Origin of the sequence: Rummeliibacillus sp. SL167 (genome assembly GCF_007896505.1) — a bacterium.
Classification (GTDB): Bacteria; Bacillota; Bacilli; order Bacillales_A; family Planococcaceae; genus Rummeliibacillus; species Rummeliibacillus suwonensis.
This window is the reverse complement of the sequence record NZ_VCBM01000001.1, coordinates 1,357,924-1,375,331: the sequence shown is the minus strand read 5'-3', so window position 1 is coordinate 1,375,331 and position 17,408 is coordinate 1,357,924. Positions and strand designations below refer to the sequence as shown.

The window sequence follows — 17,408 nt, the reverse complement described above, 5'->3', positions numbered from 1 at the left end:
GCCTAAGTTCGCCACGTCCTGTGGCAACGGCTTCGGGGTCAACATCGTGTCGACCCGAGGAGATTGAAGCCAAGCCCGTGGAAAGCGCCGTCTGGAGCGGAACAAAAATTCTGAACATTAATGTTCATATCAATTTAAAATGTTCGTGTTTTTTATCTGAATTTTGTATTATGAAATTGATTTATTTACAAAGACTTTCTTGATAAATAAAAATACGCTTGAGGTGAATTTATATGAATATAAGAAAAGCTATTTTGACAGATGCAGAAGGAATTGCAAAAGTTCATATTGACAGTTGGAAAACTACTTATGCAAATATTATTCCAGAAGAATACTTAAATAGTCTTTCATATGAAAAACAAGCGAAAAAATGGACTAATATTATTTCACAAGAAATTGTTTTCATAGCAGAAGATAATAAGGGGAAAATTGTTGGTTTTTCATCAGGTGGAAAAGAAAGAAGCAAAAAATATAAGGGATTTGAAGGAGAGTTATATGTAATCTACATTTTAAAGAAGTATCAAAGAAGAGGGATTGGAAAATCATTGATTAAACCTGTCCTTGATGAAATTAAAAAGATGGGTTTAAATTCTATGCTTGTGCTAGTCTTAGAGGAAAATAACTCTCGCTTATTTTATGAAAAACTAGGAGGAGTAAAATTAGACACGGTCGAGGTAGAAATTGCCGGAAAGCAATTTAAGGAAATTGCATATGGTTGGGAAGATATTAACACACTACTTTAATCAGTTTCATAGATAACGGAGTATTTCAAAGAAAATACAAAGTCTACAGGATAATCCTTCCTCCTTGTCGAAATGTAGAAGATAGAGATATAGAAACATACTATTGTCTTTGGTAAAAATATATTTGACAAAACCTTACAAGTGACAATGGGCATTTTAATGGGAGAGGATACAGTTATGAAAACAATAGGGCTTATCGGTGGAATGAGTTGGGAGTCAACGGTTGAATATTATCAAATCATTAATGAAGAAGTTAAAAAAGGTTAGGTGGCTTACATTCAGCGAAATGTCTATTATACAGTGTAGATTTTGAAGAGATTGAACGTTATCAAGCGGAAGAAAATTGGGAAAAGGCCGGTATATATTTAGGTGATGTTGCCTCTTCGTTGGAAAAAGCCGGGGCAGATTTTATCGTTATTTGCACGAATACGATGCATAAAGTTGTTGATTATATGGAAGAAAAAATAAGTATTCCAATTTTACATATTGCTGATGCAACCGCAAATCAAATCAAAAAATCAAATATAAACACCATAGGATTATTGGGAACAAAATATACAATGGAACAGGATTTTTATAAAACGCGGATAGAGTCAAATGATATAGCGGTTTTAATACCCGATAAAGAGGATCGAGAATTTATCAACAAAGTGATTTATGAAGAATTATGTTTGGGGAAAATTCAACAATCATCTAGGGATTACTTTAAAAAAGCTATCAAACGTTTGATCGATAGGGGAGCAGAAGGTATCATCTTAGGTTGTACAGAAATTGGATTACTTGTAAAACAGGAAGATTCTGAGGTTCCAATATTTGATACAACTAAAATTCACGCGATCGAATCCGTTCACCATGCACTAGAATAATAATTTTACACATGTTGATTCACCAAAACTAGGATGCTTGTTTGGCGTAATTTTTGAAAAACTCTGTATTTTAGCGTCATTTATATAGATCTTCGCTGCGGCTTGCTCGACTCCCATAGGAAAGCAAGCAAGTCGGAGCAGAAATCAACGAATCTCCCCATTCTCATAGATTAAATTGGATAATCACCATGCTCGAACAGAAATTATACTATTAAACATTCTAGAAAATAGATTATTTTGAGCAGATTCCTCACTACTATTTAAGGAGTGAAGAAGCAATTTGGAAGAAATAGAGGAGAAAATTTTAGAACTCAAAAAAGCATTGTATAAATCTTGGTCAATTGATACAAGTTCTAAATGGACAAGACAAAATCCTGCCAAAGGACAGTGTGGAGTAACTGCATTGATTGTTAATGAAATGCTAGAAGGCGATATAGCGAAAACAAAGATTCAAGAAAACTGGCATTTCTATAACATCATCAATGGCAAGAGATATGATTTCACTGAATCACAATTTGAAACGCCCATTGAATATGATGATACATATGAATACAAATGAAAAGCAATATACAATATTAAAGCAAAAAGTTTTAAAAAATGTTACATATCAGTTTTAGCCACCGCAACGGGTAAGTAGGACTTACAGTTTCAAGCTGCAAGCAAAAAGCAGAATGTGTGGAATCAACTACGTGTAAAACCTGATTGTTTCAGCTAACGCAGAATGGAGATAAAGAAATCTCATTCTGTGTGAAGTTTCACTTTATTTGATACCATGTTGTAAAACTAAAATTTTTTAAAAATATCAGAATAGAAAGGATTTTGATGAATATGCCAATTTGTCAGCATTGTGGACATAAGTGGAGTTGGAGAGAAACATTTTTTCAAATGATTTCTTTTAAGCGTAAATTAAAATGCTCGAACTGTCATTCCTATCAATACATGTCTGTAAAGTCAAGAAACCTAATAAGTTTGTTTGGTATACTGATCACTTCAATTTATGTACCGTTAGTTTCTTTCAACGTTCCTTTATGGTCTATCCTTACTGTTGGATTATTGACTTATGTTTTGTTACTTTTATGTGTCCCATTTATCATAAAACTAAGTAACAAAGAGGAAGCCTTGTGGTAATATTCTTTTAGTGAAAAATTCTTAATATGACTATTTTGCATCAGTCATAAACTTTGCAAGCAATCATTCACTTTCCCTTCTACGGTAAAAATCCGCTAAGCTTTCCATGGTAGGTTACAAACCTATATTGCTCTGTATTTTCTACTGGGTTTTTGTTCCTTTTTTCTGATAGAAATTGCCATGGATTTTTACCTGTACATACACAGACCATACCTCCCTCGCATTTTTACTTTTTGAAATCTACTTTATCTTTGAACAAGTATTGTTCAGTGAAATTATTTTATGTTCACATATTTCTTCTATTCTTTTCTTAATCAAAACATTTGTTATACATACTTTCTTAAATGTCTCTGCTTCTAATAAGTAAAGGTTGGATATTTTTAATGCAACCAAATCTTTTAACATATAGTCTATATGGAAAGAAAAAAAGAAAGCAATACTTCCTTTTCAATAACAAAAAGAGTAAAATGCATATGTTATGAAAGAGATAGAAAAGAAGGTTTTGGAAACGTGTCTACATTTTTGCAATTAAATACAATCTTTATCAGTATCATTATAGAGGCGCTACCTTTTGTGCTGATAGGCGTTTTTATATCAGGACTTATTCAGATGTTTGTAACGGAGCAGATGATTGCTAAAGTTGTACCTAAAAATAGAGTATTAGGTGTTTTGTATGGAACAGTCATCGGTGCTTTGTTTCCTGCATGTGAATGCGGGATCATTCCGATTGTTCATCGATTACTGAAAAAGGGTGTTCCCTTACATGTAGCTATTCCGTTTATGTTAACGGGACCAATTATTAATCCGATTGTTTTATTTTCTACATTTATTGCATTCGGAAATAGCTGGCAGATGGTATGGTATCGTGGTGGATTAGCTCTCTTCATCGCTTTTGTGATAGGTTTAATTTTATCTTTCCAATACAAAGATACTCAACTTTTAGATGAGGATGAGCATGACCATCATCATGAGCATGCGCAAACACTTTGGCAAAAATTTATGGGTACATTAAATCATGCAGTGGAGGAATTCTTTTCTGTTGGTAAATATTTGATCATCGGTGCATTTATTGCTGCGTCTATGCAAATTTTTGTTAAAACGTCTGTATTGATGGAACTGGGTCAAACGAAAGCAACTTCATCACTCGTTATGATGGCATTAGCCTTTATATTATCTCTTTGTTCAGAGGCGGATGCATTTATTGCTGCATCCTTCAGGGGCACATTTTCAACATCTGCGTTAGTAGCGTTCTTATTGATCGGTCCAATGGTCGATATCAAGAATTTGTTAATGATGCTTCAAACATTCAAGAAAAAATTCATTGCAGTGCTGATTTTGTATATCATCATTTTCGTATTTATCAGCTCTATGCTAGTTTAGGAGGGGGATAACGATGATCCGAGCCTTGATCTTAATGGGATTCACGTATTTCTTTTATTACCTCTATGCTTCAGGCGATAATGCGAAATACATTAATATGAAATATCAATATATCAATATTTTAGGCATTATATTGTTTGCTGTCTTGACAATTGTGCAGATCGTGAATATGGCTAAGGGAAACACTGAAATTGAATGTGATTGCGGTCATGATCATGAGCATGAAAACGACAAACCTTGGTATAGGAGAATTCTGTTTTATGCTATTTTCGTCTTTCCTTTAGTAACAGGATTATGCTTGCCAATTGCAACGCTTGATTCAACAGTTGTCAAATCAAAGGGATTTTCATTCCAATCTTTGAACACTCTTCAAAAAGGGGATCAATTTATCAAGCCTCAATATTTAAAACCTGATACAAGTGTCTTCTTTGGAAAAGATGGTTATTTAGATTTAATGCAACAGGAATTAGATGAGTTTTCTAAAATGGACCCCGTTGCCTTGAATGATGATAACTTTTTAATGGGTATGGAAACTTTATATAATTTTTCTGGCGAATTTATGGGGAAAACAGTTTCCTATAAAGGTTTCATCTATCATGGCGAGAAAGACGAATTGGGGAAGAATCAGGTATTTGTGTTGCGTTTTGGTGTAATCCACTGTGTTGCAGATGCCGGCGTTTATGGCATGCTTGTGCAATTACCTAAGGGTCAATCATTTAAAAATGATCAGTGGGTAAATGTAGAAGGGAAGCTTTCTACCATTTACTATCAACCATTCAAATCCAATATTCCATATTTAAAAGTGACGAAGATAGAGAATACTGAAAAACCTGATGAACCTTATACGTTTAGAGGTTATGATAATCCTAATGTTAAAGCTAAAAAATAATAATGGAATTTCTAAAACGGTTGTTCTACTGGGCAACCGTTGTTTTATTTTATCCCGCTTTAACGGGCGGTAAGAGCCCCATCTCAAGATATAGAGAGAAACGAGAAAGATAGATAGGGGATTAACTGCCCGTAAAAGTCTGATTGGTTCAGGTCAACAGGATGTGGTGTTCTTAACCTGAGTTCCTCTATTTCAGTGGGGGATGAAGAAAATTCCCACTGATGGAGTTTCAGTTTACCTCATGACCATGTTTTAACGATATGCTGAGCTTTTTGATCACCAGAAGGAGAGCGGAACTTTTGAATTTTTAAGCCGATTTAGAATCGCCTATCTTCGTCTAATTATAAGAACATACATTCTTGTATGCAAGTACAATGATTCAGAAAATTTAGTGTATATACAATGTAAACGATCACATACAGCAAAATAGTATGAATGTCAAATGTCTGACACAATTAGGAAGGAAAATAGAACAAAAGACTAGCTATGTGATGTCTGACGTTGTAATATAAAGGTACATAAGAAATGAGAAACAACAAGATTTTATATAAATAATGATTAAGGGAGAGTGTGAACATGGACAGTCGAATAGAATTTTACGTAAGCAAGATTGAAGCAGAAATTCTTAGGAACCTTGCTGAACACGATAATGCAGACCTTTATCAAATTGCACATGACCTGATTCAGTATGAAACTGCCGAAAGAATAGAATCTATTTGTCAAGCATACGAAGTTGTCAAACATGAATTGGCTGGTTAATTTATAAAGTTTGTCCATTAGTCTCTTTGAAAATCAAAAAAGTAACAATCAAAACGCACGGATACTGAGTGACTAGTATTCGTGCGTTTTGCTATTCCTAAGTTTTGATAGCTATTTTCTTTCATCAGGCGTGTTGATCGAAAGAATGAATACTGGCACTCGTCCTTGTTTCTAGTTCATGAGGATAGATGGATTAGACTTCAAGCAATAAAAGTCTAATGGTTCAAAATCAAAACTTTTGATAAAGTGAAGCTTCCATCAGTGTGGATTTCCCTGCACTGCTAGGACCGATTAAAGCGATTACGTTCGATTTGTTAATAGTTAGATTAATATCTTGTAAAATCTTACTTTTTCCGAGCTTTTCGAAACATTTCTAATGGTTATCATAATAGGATTCGTCCCCTCTAGAATTCATTTTTTAATAGCCTTTTCTCAAATTGTCGAATGATCAATGATAATGTAAACGTTACAGCAAAATAGACGACTGCTACAAATGACCATATTTCAATATAACGATACGATATGGCTGCTAAGTTAGTCGCTTTTAATGTTAAATCAACTGCTGAGATCGTGGATACAAGGGAAGAATCCTTTATTAATAGAATAAATTGTGATGCCATAGGGGGAAGTGTTTTTCGAAAGGCTTGTGGAAGTATAATAAATTTCATAGCCTGAAAATGCGTCATACCTGACGACCTCGCAGCTTCCATTTGTCCTTTAGGAATAGATTGAATACCGCCTCTAACGATTTCAGCTATAAATGCACCCGAGAAAATGGCTAAAGAGACGATAGACCCCCAAAAAGAACCTAATTTTAAAAACTGGCCCAATACGAAATATATCCAAATAAGAATAACAATTAGTGGTATACCTCGCATAATCTCTACGTAGGCAGAGGCAACAAAATTGACGAAGCGATTTTTAGAAATGCGGCCTATACCAACAATGATGCCGATTGGGATTGCCAAAAGTAAAGAAAGTGCTGAAATTCGAAGAGTTAACAGCAAACCCTCACAAAATATACCTAAATTATTTGTGATAATACTCCAGTCTGGTTGATAAATCATAAAGTTGTACCCCCTTTTTGGAAAAATAGAAAAAGGAAGAAAGTAAGAATGGTATTTATACTTTCTTCCGTGTTTGTGTTATTCGGCTTCCACTTTATTATTAATATTGTCGTACCATTCATCATTTTCAAACCAATAATTTCTAGATTTTAATTCCTCTGGACCGTCAATATAGCTATATAAGAATGAATTCAGCCATTGAATCGTTTTTAAATCATTATGTTTTACAGCAATCCCTAAATTCTCAGCTGAAATTTGATTGTCAATGACTCTAGATTTACCATTTTGTTTATTCCAAATACGAACGGAAGATTCATCATAAATGACCCCATCTATTTGGCCAGAGATCATAGCTAGTGCAGCAGCGGCCATTTCTTTATAATCTTTAATTTCGGCATTCTTAAATGTATTTTTGGTAATAAGTTGTCCAGTTGTCCCTACGACTGTAGCAATCTTCTTTCCTTTTTTGTCTAAGTCGGTCCATACTTTAGTCGTTGTATCTGTATTCGGCACGAGTGCTACCTGTTTTGTTTTAAAGTATGGATTGGCAAAACTGACAGATAAAGCGCGTGGACCGGTTATTGTCATCCCAGAAATAATCATATCAATTTCTCCAACTTGAAGAGCAGCGATTAAACCATCAAAAGAGTATTCTTTAAATTCAACTTTTGCATCAAGCGCTTTTCCAATTGCTTTTGCCGTATCGATATCGTAACCAACATATTTTCCTTTCAAATCAGTCATCTCAAAAGGTGCATACCCAGGAGCCGTACCGATCACGATTTTTTTACTTTTCTTAATCTTTTCAATGGTAGATGTGCCATTATCAGAATCGACACTTCCAGTTTCTTCGCATGCAGATAGGAAGACAGATAGAATGACTAGAAAAGCTAAAAGTATTTTTTTCATATAAAAACCCCCTTGTGCTACTTATTTAATAGAATGTATATCATCTGTCTCCTTTGAAAATAAGATGAATACAATCTTCTAAACCATAAATGATAATAATTTTATATTCCTATATATTCAGAATTGTATGAATATAAAACAATAAGTATTGATATAAATATGAGATCGATATCATCTGATTTCTGTTAGATTTTCTAAATTAAATATATCAATATAATTTTTGAAAAATAAATAAAATAAAAGGATATTTATTTTAAAATTTTCTGATAAAATCTAAGTATTGAAAGAAAGAGGTGATAAGATGCATCAGTATTGGCTGTTTGTGACAATGTGCATTCTTCTTATTCTTCTGCCTGGTCCTGATACTGCTATCGCAACCAAAAATACGCTGACATTGGGGAAAAAGGGTGGATTAAAGACCGTACTGGGAACATGTTGTGCATTGCTCATACACACGTTTGCTGCGGTTGTTGGATTATCAGCAATTATTACAAAATCTGCGTTTATATTTTCTATTTTTAAATACGCAGGTGGCGCTTATTTAGTTTATTTGGGGGTCAAATCATTTATTTCCATGAGAAATCAAAAGATAGAGGATGCATTGCTTCAAGAAAAGGAAAGAAAGTCTAATGATCGTCCGTGTTTCAAGCAAGGATTTTTAACTAATTTGCTAAATCCAAAAGTAGCTGTTTTCTTTTTAACTTTTCTTCCCCAATTCGTTGATGCTCATGATTCATTTTTACCGTTTGTATGGATGGGCATAACGTATATTGCATTAACAGCTATTTGGTTCGTTCTTTATATTCTTCTTTTGAACGCTATTCGAAGCTTTATGATGAAGAGACGGACCCAAATGGCGATTGAGGGCGTTACAGGTTCTGTATTAGTAGGATTTGGTATTAAATTAGCTTTAGAAAGACATTGATATATTATTTTAATATATTAATGAAAATGAGGGAAAGAAGATGTTTTAATGGTTTTACATTTACAAGATGTTTCGTTAAGAAGAGAGGAAAAATGGATATTACAACATATAGATTGGGAGATTGAAAAGGGGGAACATTGGGTATTATATGGATTAAATGGTGCAGGGAAAACAGCATTGTTAAATATGCTTTGCGCTTATTATTTTCCAACAAGCGGTCAAGTTGAGGTTGTTGGAAAAACTTTTGGAAAATCGATTCTAGGCGATCAATTACGACGTAAAATAGGTATTGTTTCAGCAGGATTTCAAGCAAAGCTGAACCCTTTAGATAGCGCATTTGAAATTGTTTTAAGTGGAGCCTATGCATCCATCGGTTTATACGAAAAGCCAACTTCTGAGATAAGAGAAAAAGCGATTCATTTATTACGTCAATTGGGTGCCATTGAATATGCAGATCGAGAGTATGAAACATTGTCACAAGGTGAAAAACAGCGTATTTTACTTGGACGTGCATTAATGGGAGATCCAGAGTTGTTAATCTTGGATGAGCCAGCCACAGGTTTTGATTTTATTGCAAGGGAGGCTCTTCTTAAAACGATTGCGAAGATCGCAAAAATGGAGGGTGGTCCAACTATTATTTATGTAACCCACCATGTAGAAGAAATTTTGCCCGAATTCAAACATGCATTGTTATTAAAAAAAGGAGAAGTGTTTGCGAAAGGTCAAACAAAAGAGATGCTCACAAGTAAAAATTTGAGTGCATTCTTTGAAACCCCTGTTGAATGTATATGGCGGAATGAGAGACCGCTTTTAGTTTTGAAATCATAAAATTTTCTAAAAATTCTGTTGACAGTTGCTCACATTGTGCGTTACAATCCTATCAATCAGATAAAACAAAGCCAAGATTGGAAATAGTAAAAAGTTTTATAAGCGCAAAGAGAGCCGGTGGGTGGTGCGAACCGGTCGTTATATACTTTTGAACTCGTCCATGAGCTACTCCGTGAACCTATAAGTAACGGAGTTCGGATTCCTACCGTTATAAGGATAGATAGTGTTTGCTATCGAATGAGTGGAGCAATTTTTAGATTGCTCAATTAGAGTGGTACCGCGAATGATCTCGTCTCTATAGGTTTCTATAGAGGCGAGATTTTTGTAGAATTGAAAACCCCTTGCTATGCGAGGGGTTCTAAAAAGCTTTTAGCTATGGACAGAAAAAAAACCCCGGTCGTACAATGGAGTTAGGTCTAGCCAACCGACTCTGTACGAAAGGGGATCCAAATGGATAATAAAAGTTTAGCACATACAACATGGAATTGTAAGTATCACATTGTTTTTGCACCAAAATATAGAAGACAAATTATATACGGAAAGATAAGAGCAGATGTAGGAAAAATATTACGCCAATTATGTGAAAGAAAAGGCGTTGAAATAATAGAAGCAGAGGCTTGCCCTGATCATATTCATATGCTGGTAAGTATTCCACCGAAATTAAGTGTTTCATCCTTTATGGGCTATTTAAAAGGAAAAAGTAGTTTAATGATTTTCGACCGACATGCAAACTTAAAATATAAATATGGAAATCGGAAGTTTTGGTGTCGTGGATTCTATGTAGATACAGTAGGCCGGAACAGAAAAGTGATACAAGAGTATATAAAAAATCAATTGCAGGAAGATATTTTGGAGGATCAAATGACGATGAAAGAATTCATTGATCCTTTCACAGGTGAGGAAGTAAAACCTAAAAAGAGGAAATAAATAGAACCACTTTAGTGGTAGTGTGAGAACGGAGTGCGGTTGGCGGACCTTTCAGTATGTCTTTAGACATGGGCCAGTACCCCAGCGTTTCACGCGCAGAGCAAACCACCAGTTATACTGGTGGCTCTGATTTACTTTATCACGCTTTAACGGGCAGTAAGACCCCCATCTCAAGATATAGAGAGAAACGACAAAGATAGATGGGGGATGAACTGCCCGTAAAAGTCCGATTGGTTTGGCGTAATTGATTAAAAAGAGGAGTGTTGAATATGACAAGAAAAATTTGGGTTTTTGATACGACTTTACGTGATGGTGAACAAGTGCCGGGTGCGAAATTGAATATTTATGAAAAATTAGAAGTGGCAAAGCAACTAAAAAAATTACAAGTTGACATTATCGAGGCAGGTTTCCCAGCCTCATCTACAGGCGATTTCAATGCTGTTAAGGAAGTAGCAACAAAAGTTGGTAATACAGATGATATCATGATTACAGCACTTGCACGCGCCGTTAAAGCTGACATCGATGCGGTATATAATAGTGTGAAGTATGCAGAAAATCCTATGATTCATATGGTATTAGGCACGTCAGATATCCATGTAGAAAAGAAATTTGGTAAATCAAAAGATCAAATATTAGACATTGGTATTGAAGCTGTCAAATATGCCAAAACATTATTACCACAAGTTCAATATTCTACAGAAGATGCATCACGTTCTGACTTTGAATATTTATGGAAAACGATCGAAGCCGTCATTAAGGCAGGTGCAACGATGATCAATGTACCTGACACAGTAGGTTATGCTGTTCCAGAAGAATTTGGCGAAATGATTTATAAACTAAACGATCGTATTAAAAACCTCAATGATCAAGTATTGCTAAGTGTTCATTGTCATAATGATCTTGGTATGGCAACTGCCAACACATTAGCAGCCATCAAAAACGGTGCGGATAAGGTAGAATGTACGATTAATGGTATTGGCGAACGTGCTGGTAATGCTTCCCTTGAAGAAGTGGTGATGGCATTACGTACACGTAGCAATTACTTTGGTGATGTTGCCACTAAAATAAACACCAAAGAAATTATTGCAACATCCAAACTTGTCAGCAGCCTAATGGGATTAGATGTGCAAGTAAATAAAGCCATCACAGGTGAAAATGCATTTGCTCACTCTTCAGGAATTCATCAAGATGGACTACTAAAATCACGTGATGCTTATGAAATCATTCATCCAGAAGACATTGGTCTAGATGACATGGAACTTGTATTAACAGCACGTTCTGGCCGCCATGCAGTGAAAAACGCATTAGAAAAACTATCAATTGGTACCATTACAGATGAACAATTTGAAGAAATCTTTGCAGACTTTTTAACGCTTGCAGATGCCAAAAAAGAAGTTTACAACCATGATTTATATATCCTTGTAGAGAAATATTTCGTTCGTCATCATATGGCTGAAAAAATTGAACGACATAGTGGTGATTTCTATGAACTAGTTGATTTACAAGTAATTAGTAATACAACATTCCCTTCTGCAAGTATTAAAGTAAAAAAAGGCGAGGAAGTATTCAGTGCAAGTACTGTAGGAACTGGTCCTATTGATGCTCTTTACTCAGCCATGAAAGAAATCATTGACATGGATATTAAACTTTTGGAATATAAAATTTCAAGTGTGTCAAGAGGGAAGGAAGCGCTTGGTAAAGTAAAACTGCAAGTAGAATATAATGGGGAAAAATATATCGCAAAAGCAACTGACACAGATGTGATCAAAGCAAGTGCCCTTGCGTATTTGAATGCTGTTAACAGTATTATTGTTGAAACCCTTCTTCCGGTATAAGCAATTCAACATTTTACCTCGAGGCGATTCATGAAGAAATGCTAGAGCTAGAGGAGAAATGTTTGAAAGCAAATTGATATGAAGAATAATCGATTCAGTTTAAAGTTCCCGAAAGACGGAAGCCAATTCCCATAAAATATGCTGTCAAAGACTTAGACAATATTAAGAGTATGTTGTAAAAAGCTTTGAACAGTAATTGAATTGATTGTATGATAAAAAGACCAGAGCATTTCAATCTGGTCTTTTTCATCTTGAAAAATGAACAAACGTTTTTTTATATAACACACTCTATTTTATAAAAGAAATAATATGAAAGAGGAGTACTCAAAATTTATAGAAAAAGGTGACGAGTAGAAGTATGCTTGTTGTTGTCAATAGTCTACAAAAACCGAAAATAACAGAAAAACATAAAATATTAAGTAAGTGAAATTATAATAAAGACAAAGATTGTTCTATATATGTTTTTAAATCGCTATTATGATAGATATTTCCAACAATTATTTCTATTTTTATCAATAAAAAAACATTTTTCTACAAAAACATATTGAATCTTTGAAATCCTCAGAATATAATTGTTTTTATATTACAAATAATGGGGTGAAGATTTGTGGAGGAAATGATAACAAAAATTAATGGGTGGCTATGGAGTCCTGTGCTGATATACGGGATTTTAGTAGTCGGTTTGATTTTCACATTTAGTACAAAATTTATGCAGGTGCGATTTTTTAAAGACATGTTCGTACAATTGACAAAAGGAGAAAAATCATCTTCAGGTGTATCTTCTTTTGAAGCATTGTCAATGGCTTTAGCAGGTCGTATAGGGGTAGGGAATATCGCTGGTACCGCAACCGCAATAGCTTATGGTGGTCCAGGTTCAATCTTCTGGATGTGGGTGTTAGGATTTATTGGTACTGCAACTTCTTATGTTGAATCAACACTTGCTCAAATTTATAAAGATGAGAAAAACGGTATCTACCGTGGTGGTCCAGCTTATTATCTTTATAAATTTACGCAAAAGAAATGGATCGGTACGATTTTTGCCATTGTAGCAGTAATTGCGATGGCTGCATTAATGCCTTCTGTTCAATCAAATTCAATTGCAGGTGCGATGAATAATGCTTTCCATCTACCGGCATGGATAACAGGCGTATTTTTAGTCGTGTTAATAGGGATCATCATTTTTGGAGGGGTTAGACGTATTGCCGCAGTTGCCTCAATTGTTGTTCCTTTCATGGCAGGCGCGTATATTCTCATGGCTATTTTAATCATTATTCTAAATTTTGATAAGATTCCTAACGTATTTGGTTTAATTTTCTCAAGTGCGTTCGGTCAAGATAAAATGTTTGGTGGAATTTTAGGTGCAGCGATTGCTTGGGGGGTAAAACGTGGTATCTATGCCAATGAAGCTGGACAAGGTACAGGCCCACACCATGCAGCAGCAGCTGAAGTATCACATCCAGTTAAACAAGGATTCGTCCAAGCTTTCTCAATTTACTTTGATACATTCCTAGTATGTACAGCAACAGCATTTATCATCTTGTTTACTGGGGCATATAACGTTCAAGATGAAAGCACAGGAAAATATTTAGTGCAAAATATTCCAGGTGTACAACCAGGTGAAGCTTATACACAAGCGGCAATTGAGCAAGCCTTTCCTCTTGCAGGCTTCGGCTCAGGTTTTATCGCAATTGCATTATTATTCTTTGCCTTTACAACGATTATGGCATATTACTATATTGCAGAAACAAACTTAGCATTTATGCTAGATGGGCCGAAGCTAAAAGTTTCAATCCGAATCATGCAAGTGGTGTTTTTAATATTGTTATACTTTGGATCAGTGAAAACTGCCACAACAGCATGGGCACTTGGAGATACTGGTCTTGGATTAATGGTGTATGTCAACGTTATTAGTTTATTGTTCCTATTAAAACCAGCTTTAGTTGCTTTGAAAGACTATGAAGCGCAGAAAAAACAAGGCATAGACCCTGTCTTTGATCCTCGTAAATTAGGAATCAAAAATGCGGATTATTGGGAAAAACGTATTGATGAAGAAAAGTAGATGATTGGCATGTATATATTAAAAATTGAAAAGTTTTAAAAGGTAATTTATGTAGTTGGGGCTGTGATTAAATTCTAGTATTATACTGGAGTATACAATTGATTCTAGACTACTTTTTGCTAATTGAAAAAAAGCGCAACGATTCAGATTACTGAACGGTGCGCTTTTTGCACTTCTATCAATCTTTAAAAAGATATCTTGTTAGATTTTAAATTTCTGGATATCTTCTTTCAACGATTCAGAACGATCATCTAATTCTTGTACAATATGATCGATTTCTTGCATAGATATAGTTTGCTTGTGAATGGATGTAGAAACGGTTTCGATTTGTTCTGAAGCACTGCCGGCTTGGTTAGCGATTTCTGTAACCGAAGCAGCTACTTCCTCAGCACTTGCTGAAATTTGTTCAGAAGCAGCGGAGATTTCTTCTATTTGCGAAGTCATAGAACGAACAGATTCAGTGATTGAGCCAAAGGATACATTGGCTTGATTGATCACTGTTACACCTTCTTTTACGGTGTCCAACCCGTGATTTACGCCATCCTCGACATTTTGGGTATCTCGTTGAATCGTAGCGATTAAGTTCGCGATTTGCACGGCTGATGCTTTGGATTCTTCAGCAAGTTTTCGTACTTCCTCTGCTACGACTGCAAAGCCTTTACCATGTTCACCAGCACGTGCTGCTTCAATTGCCGCATTCAATGCTAATAAATTTGTTTGTTCGGTGATTTCTGTAATCACTTGTGTAATTTTTTCAATTTCTTTTGTTTGATCTCCTAATTGTCTTGTTAAATCGGTCACTTGGACTGTAGCATCGAAAATTTCTTGCATTTGTTCTTTCGCTTGTGCTAATTTTTGTTGACCTTCATCCGAGTGGTTTAATGTAGTCATTGCATTATTGTGCAAGTTCTGAGTAGACTCTGCAATTTTTTGAACGCCAACAGCCGTTTCATCCATCGCAACTGCGCTTTCTTTAGCAGCATGTGAGGAAAGTTGCGTGTTTTGAGCAGTCATTTCTACTAAATTGGATACATTTTCAGTGGTTGTTAAAATTTCTGTTGTACTTGCAGATAACCCAGAAGCTGTCGTACTCAATTGTAGTGAATTCTCTTTTGTTTTATAGAGTAGTCCATGTAGGTGATCCTTCATTTTGTTGAAAGCATTTGCCAAATCTGCCATTTCATCTTTTGTTTTTAATTTAATTAGCTTTCCTGTTAAATCACCATCTGCCACACGTGTCATAGCAGTTAATAATTGCTGTACGGGTGTCGTTATTTTCTTCACAACAATGAGGCTTACTAGACAAGCAATCACGAGATCAATGATTAAGCTCCAGATAACACTACTAAAAGCTTTTGAAGCACTATCTTTTGTTGCCTTTTTAATATCAGCTAATTGTGTTTTTTGGTACTTTAACATAGCCTCTGCATTTGTTAAAATTTTATCATTAGTAGGTTGCACTTTATCGTTCATTATCTGTACAGCCTTATTGGTATCCTTATTTTGATAAGCTTCAACTGTTGCTTGTGCGTACTGATCAAAATTTCCCTTTTCGTTAATGGAATCTTGGACAAGTTTTTTCATAGTCGTGGATTCAACCATTTTATCTAATTTTGCTAACGATTGATCTAATGATCGTTGTTGTTTTTTCATATCATCGAGCGCCATTTCCTGATTTTGTAAGATATACCCGCGTAAGTAAGAGCCTTGTAGAGCCATTGCATATTGTGTATCTTTTACCATTTCTAATTGGGCAACACGGCTATCGATAAGCTCGTCGATGGCCTTTGCAGAATTTTTGGCGTTAAACATATTAATAACAGAAGTTCCGACGATCATTAAAACAAACACACTATACGATAAAAGTAACTTTTTACCCAGTTTCAACGAAAACCTCTCTTTCAAAAATAATATATATTTTTTGGTGAATGAAACTTTACACCTATCTATGATAGCTTATTTTCTATTTTAATAAAACAAAAACTTACGCAAAAGGTGATAATTTTGTCATTAGTGGTTTAAAAAGCCTATATATTTAACTAGAAAATGCATATCAAACAAATGTAAGGAGGCCTATTATGGAAATAAGAGAATTAAAATATTTTGTCGCGGTTGCTAAAAGTAAAAGTTTTTCAAAGGCAGCAGATGCTTTACATATCACTCAGCCCACACTCAGTAAAGTTGTCAAATCTTTAGAAAAGCAATTGGATATTACATTATTTCATCGTTCTGCGCGGAAAAGTGAATTAACGGACGCTGGGGAAGTGGTCTATGAACAGGCGATCAAAATATTAAACTTGGTTGATGAATTAGATATTGTATTAGAAGATGTTACTCATTTAAAAAAAGGTAAAATCAAAATAGGTATGCCCCCATTGATAGGTATTCTATTTTTTCCGAAAATGATCAAAGGATTTCAAGAAAAATATCCGGGGATCACGATTGAGATTGATGAGCGAGGGGCAAATGTCATTAAAGATTTGGTAGGAGCGGGGGAGTTGGACGTTGGTTTTGTCATGCTACCGGCTGATATGGAAGAATTTCATGTCATTCCTTATACTTCGCAACAGTTGATGCTGATCGTCAATCATTCCAATCCACTAGCGAACCAAGAAACCGTAATGATGAAAGATTTAAAAAATGAACCGATGTTGCTCTTTAGTCAAGATTTTACATTGCATGATCGAATATTGCAGGAATGTGAACAAGCCGGTTTTATACCACATATTGCTTATGAAAGTTCCCAATGGGATTTTATTAGTCAGATGGTAGAGCATAACTTAGGAATTGCTATGTTTCCAAAAGCAATTGCTGAAAAAGTTAATCCTAATGCCGTAAAAGCAATTCCAATTGTGAAACCAGCGATACCATGGGAAATTGTTATGATTATTAAAAAGGATCGATATTTATCGCATGCAACGAAAAGATTTATTCAATATATCGCACCAAACTATTCCATTTAGGAATACAAAATATAAAAAATATGTATTTTACGAATGTTAAACAATAGAGTAAAGTAATTGTATTGAAAATGTCGTACTCGATATTTCAATCTCGCATGAACAGGCAGTATCTCTTCCACATCACTCAAAA

15 protein-coding genes, 2 pseudogenes and 1 other annotated feature are annotated in these 17,408 nt (G+C 34.9%); of the genes and pseudogenes, 13 read left to right on the top strand and 4 right to left on the bottom strand.

Features of this window, described 5'->3' with window-relative positions; all coding sequences use genetic code 11:
- The first annotated feature begins 233 nt into the window (after window positions 1-233).
- The 7 genes and pseudogenes from FEZ13_RS06175 (at window position 234) to FEZ13_RS06145 (ending at window position 5,765) form a co-directional block, all read left to right on the top strand.
- Window positions 234-743 carry a GNAT family N-acetyltransferase gene (locus FEZ13_RS06175; RefSeq protein ID WP_146551877.1) on the top strand — a complete coding sequence of 170 codons (510 nt, stop codon included), beginning with the start codon at window positions 234-236 and terminating at the stop codon, window positions 741-743.
- A 177-nt stretch (window positions 744-920) separates the two neighbouring features.
- A pseudogene (locus tag FEZ13_RS06170) lies at window positions 921-1,609 on the top strand (aspartate/glutamate racemase family protein).
- A 280-nt stretch (window positions 1,610-1,889) separates the two neighbouring features.
- A pseudogene (locus FEZ13_RS06165) lies at window positions 1,890-2,226 on the top strand (YunG family protein).
- A 205-nt stretch (window positions 2,227-2,431) separates the two neighbouring features.
- Entirely contained in the window at window positions 2,432-2,737 is a 306-nt protein-coding gene (locus tag FEZ13_RS20440; protein ID WP_146551876.1) for a TIGR04104 family putative zinc finger protein, read from the top strand.
- Between the two features lie 510 nt (window positions 2,738-3,247).
- A complete protein-coding gene (locus FEZ13_RS06155; protein WP_255473061.1) occupies window positions 3,248-4,117 on the top strand; it encodes a permease in 870 nt (289 codons plus the stop codon).
- Window positions 4,118-4,130: 13 nt separating this feature from the next.
- Window positions 4,131-5,006 (top strand): TIGR03943 family putative permease subunit, encoded by an 876-nt coding sequence (locus tag FEZ13_RS06150; RefSeq protein ID WP_146551874.1) that lies wholly within the window; start codon window positions 4,131-4,133, stop codon window positions 5,004-5,006.
- 576 nt (window positions 5,007-5,582) lie between these two features.
- Window positions 5,583-5,765 carry a hypothetical protein gene (locus tag FEZ13_RS06145; protein ID WP_146549028.1) on the top strand — a complete coding sequence of 61 codons (183 nt, stop codon included), beginning with the start codon at window positions 5,583-5,585 and terminating at the stop codon, window positions 5,763-5,765.
- Between the two features lie 229 nt (window positions 5,766-5,994).
- Here FEZ13_RS06145 and FEZ13_RS20435 read toward each other — a convergent pair whose 3' ends face one another.
- The 3 genes from FEZ13_RS20435 to FEZ13_RS06130 form a co-directional block, all read right to left on the bottom strand.
- Window positions 5,995-6,096 carry an ATP-binding cassette domain-containing protein gene (locus FEZ13_RS20435; RefSeq protein WP_370467682.1) on the bottom strand — a complete coding sequence of 34 codons (102 nt, stop codon included), beginning with the start codon at window positions 6,094-6,096 and terminating at the stop codon, window positions 5,995-5,997.
- Window positions 6,097-6,169: 73 nt separating this feature from the next.
- Entirely contained in the window at window positions 6,170-6,832 is a 663-nt protein-coding gene (locus FEZ13_RS06135; protein WP_146551873.1) for an amino acid ABC transporter permease, read from the bottom strand.
- Window positions 6,833-6,910: 78 nt separating this feature from the next.
- A complete protein-coding gene (locus FEZ13_RS06130; protein WP_146551872.1) occupies window positions 6,911-7,741 on the bottom strand; it encodes a transporter substrate-binding domain-containing protein in 831 nt (276 codons plus the stop codon).
- Window positions 7,742-8,042: 301 nt separating this feature from the next.
- Here FEZ13_RS06130 and FEZ13_RS06125 point away from each other — a divergent pair, with 301 nt between their 5' ends.
- From FEZ13_RS06125 to FEZ13_RS06105, 5 genes are all read left to right on the top strand, one after another.
- Window positions 8,043-8,666, top strand: a complete 624-nt coding sequence (locus tag FEZ13_RS06125; RefSeq protein ID WP_146551871.1) for a LysE family translocator — start codon at window positions 8,043-8,045, stop codon at window positions 8,664-8,666.
- Between the two features lie 48 nt (window positions 8,667-8,714).
- A complete protein-coding gene (locus FEZ13_RS06120; protein ID WP_146549024.1) occupies window positions 8,715-9,494 on the top strand; it encodes an ABC transporter ATP-binding protein in 780 nt (259 codons plus the stop codon).
- A 64-nt stretch (window positions 9,495-9,558) separates the two neighbouring features.
- Window positions 9,559-9,794 (top strand) — a binding site (T-box leader).
- Window positions 9,795-9,944: 150 nt separating this feature from the next.
- Complete coding sequence (gene tnpA, locus FEZ13_RS06115) at window positions 9,945-10,421, top strand: IS200/IS605 family transposase (RefSeq protein WP_146551549.1); 477 nt, start codon at window positions 9,945-9,947, stop codon at window positions 10,419-10,421.
- Between the two features lie 269 nt (window positions 10,422-10,690).
- Window positions 10,691-12,256: a 2-isopropylmalate synthase gene (locus FEZ13_RS06110; protein WP_146551870.1), complete on the top strand. Its 1,566-nt coding sequence runs from the start codon at window positions 10,691-10,693 to the stop codon at window positions 12,254-12,256.
- A gap of 607 nt (window positions 12,257-12,863) precedes the next feature.
- Complete coding sequence (locus FEZ13_RS06105) at window positions 12,864-14,315, top strand: alanine/glycine:cation symporter family protein (RefSeq protein ID WP_146551869.1); 1,452 nt, start codon at window positions 12,864-12,866, stop codon at window positions 14,313-14,315.
- Window positions 14,316-14,516: 201 nt separating this feature from the next.
- Here FEZ13_RS06105 and FEZ13_RS06100 read toward each other — a convergent pair whose 3' ends face one another.
- Window positions 14,517-16,202 carry a methyl-accepting chemotaxis protein gene (locus FEZ13_RS06100; RefSeq protein WP_146551868.1) on the bottom strand — a complete coding sequence of 562 codons (1,686 nt, stop codon included), beginning with the start codon at window positions 16,200-16,202 and terminating at the stop codon, window positions 14,517-14,519.
- A gap of 191 nt (window positions 16,203-16,393) precedes the next feature.
- Between FEZ13_RS06100 and FEZ13_RS06095 the strand changes: the two genes are divergently transcribed.
- Window positions 16,394-17,278 carry a LysR family transcriptional regulator gene (locus FEZ13_RS06095; protein ID WP_146551867.1) on the top strand — a complete coding sequence of 295 codons (885 nt, stop codon included), beginning with the start codon at window positions 16,394-16,396 and terminating at the stop codon, window positions 17,276-17,278.
- Window positions 17,279-17,408 lie beyond the last annotated feature (130 nt).

Coding starts and splice junctions, on each gene's coding strand:
- FEZ13_RS20440 (WP_146551876.1), top strand. CDS start 2,432: ATGAATATGCCAATTTGTCAGCATTGTGGACATAAGTGGAGTTGGAGA.
- FEZ13_RS06145 (WP_146549028.1), top strand. CDS start 5,583: ATGGACAGTCGAATAGAATTTTACGTAAGCAAGATTGAAGCAGAAATT.
- FEZ13_RS06150 (WP_146551874.1), top strand. CDS start 4,131: ATGATCCGAGCCTTGATCTTAATGGGATTCACGTATTTCTTTTATTAC.
- FEZ13_RS06095 (WP_146551867.1), top strand. CDS start 16,394: ATGGAAATAAGAGAATTAAAATATTTTGTCGCGGTTGCTAAAAGTAAA.
- FEZ13_RS06110 (WP_146551870.1), top strand. CDS start 10,691: ATGACAAGAAAAATTTGGGTTTTTGATACGACTTTACGTGATGGTGAA.
- tnpA (WP_146551549.1), top strand. CDS start 9,945: ATGGATAATAAAAGTTTAGCACATACAACATGGAATTGTAAGTATCAC.
- FEZ13_RS06130 (WP_146551872.1), bottom strand. CDS start 7,741: ATGAAAAAAATACTTTTAGCTTTTCTAGTCATTCTATCTGTCTTCCTA.
- FEZ13_RS06120 (WP_146549024.1), top strand. CDS start 8,715: ATGGTTTTACATTTACAAGATGTTTCGTTAAGAAGAGAGGAAAAATGG.
- FEZ13_RS06175 (WP_146551877.1), top strand. CDS start 234: ATGAATATAAGAAAAGCTATTTTGACAGATGCAGAAGGAATTGCAAAA.
- FEZ13_RS06125 (WP_146551871.1), top strand. CDS start 8,043: ATGCATCAGTATTGGCTGTTTGTGACAATGTGCATTCTTCTTATTCTT.
- FEZ13_RS06135 (WP_146551873.1), bottom strand. CDS start 6,832: ATGATTTATCAACCAGACTGGAGTATTATCACAAATAATTTAGGTATA.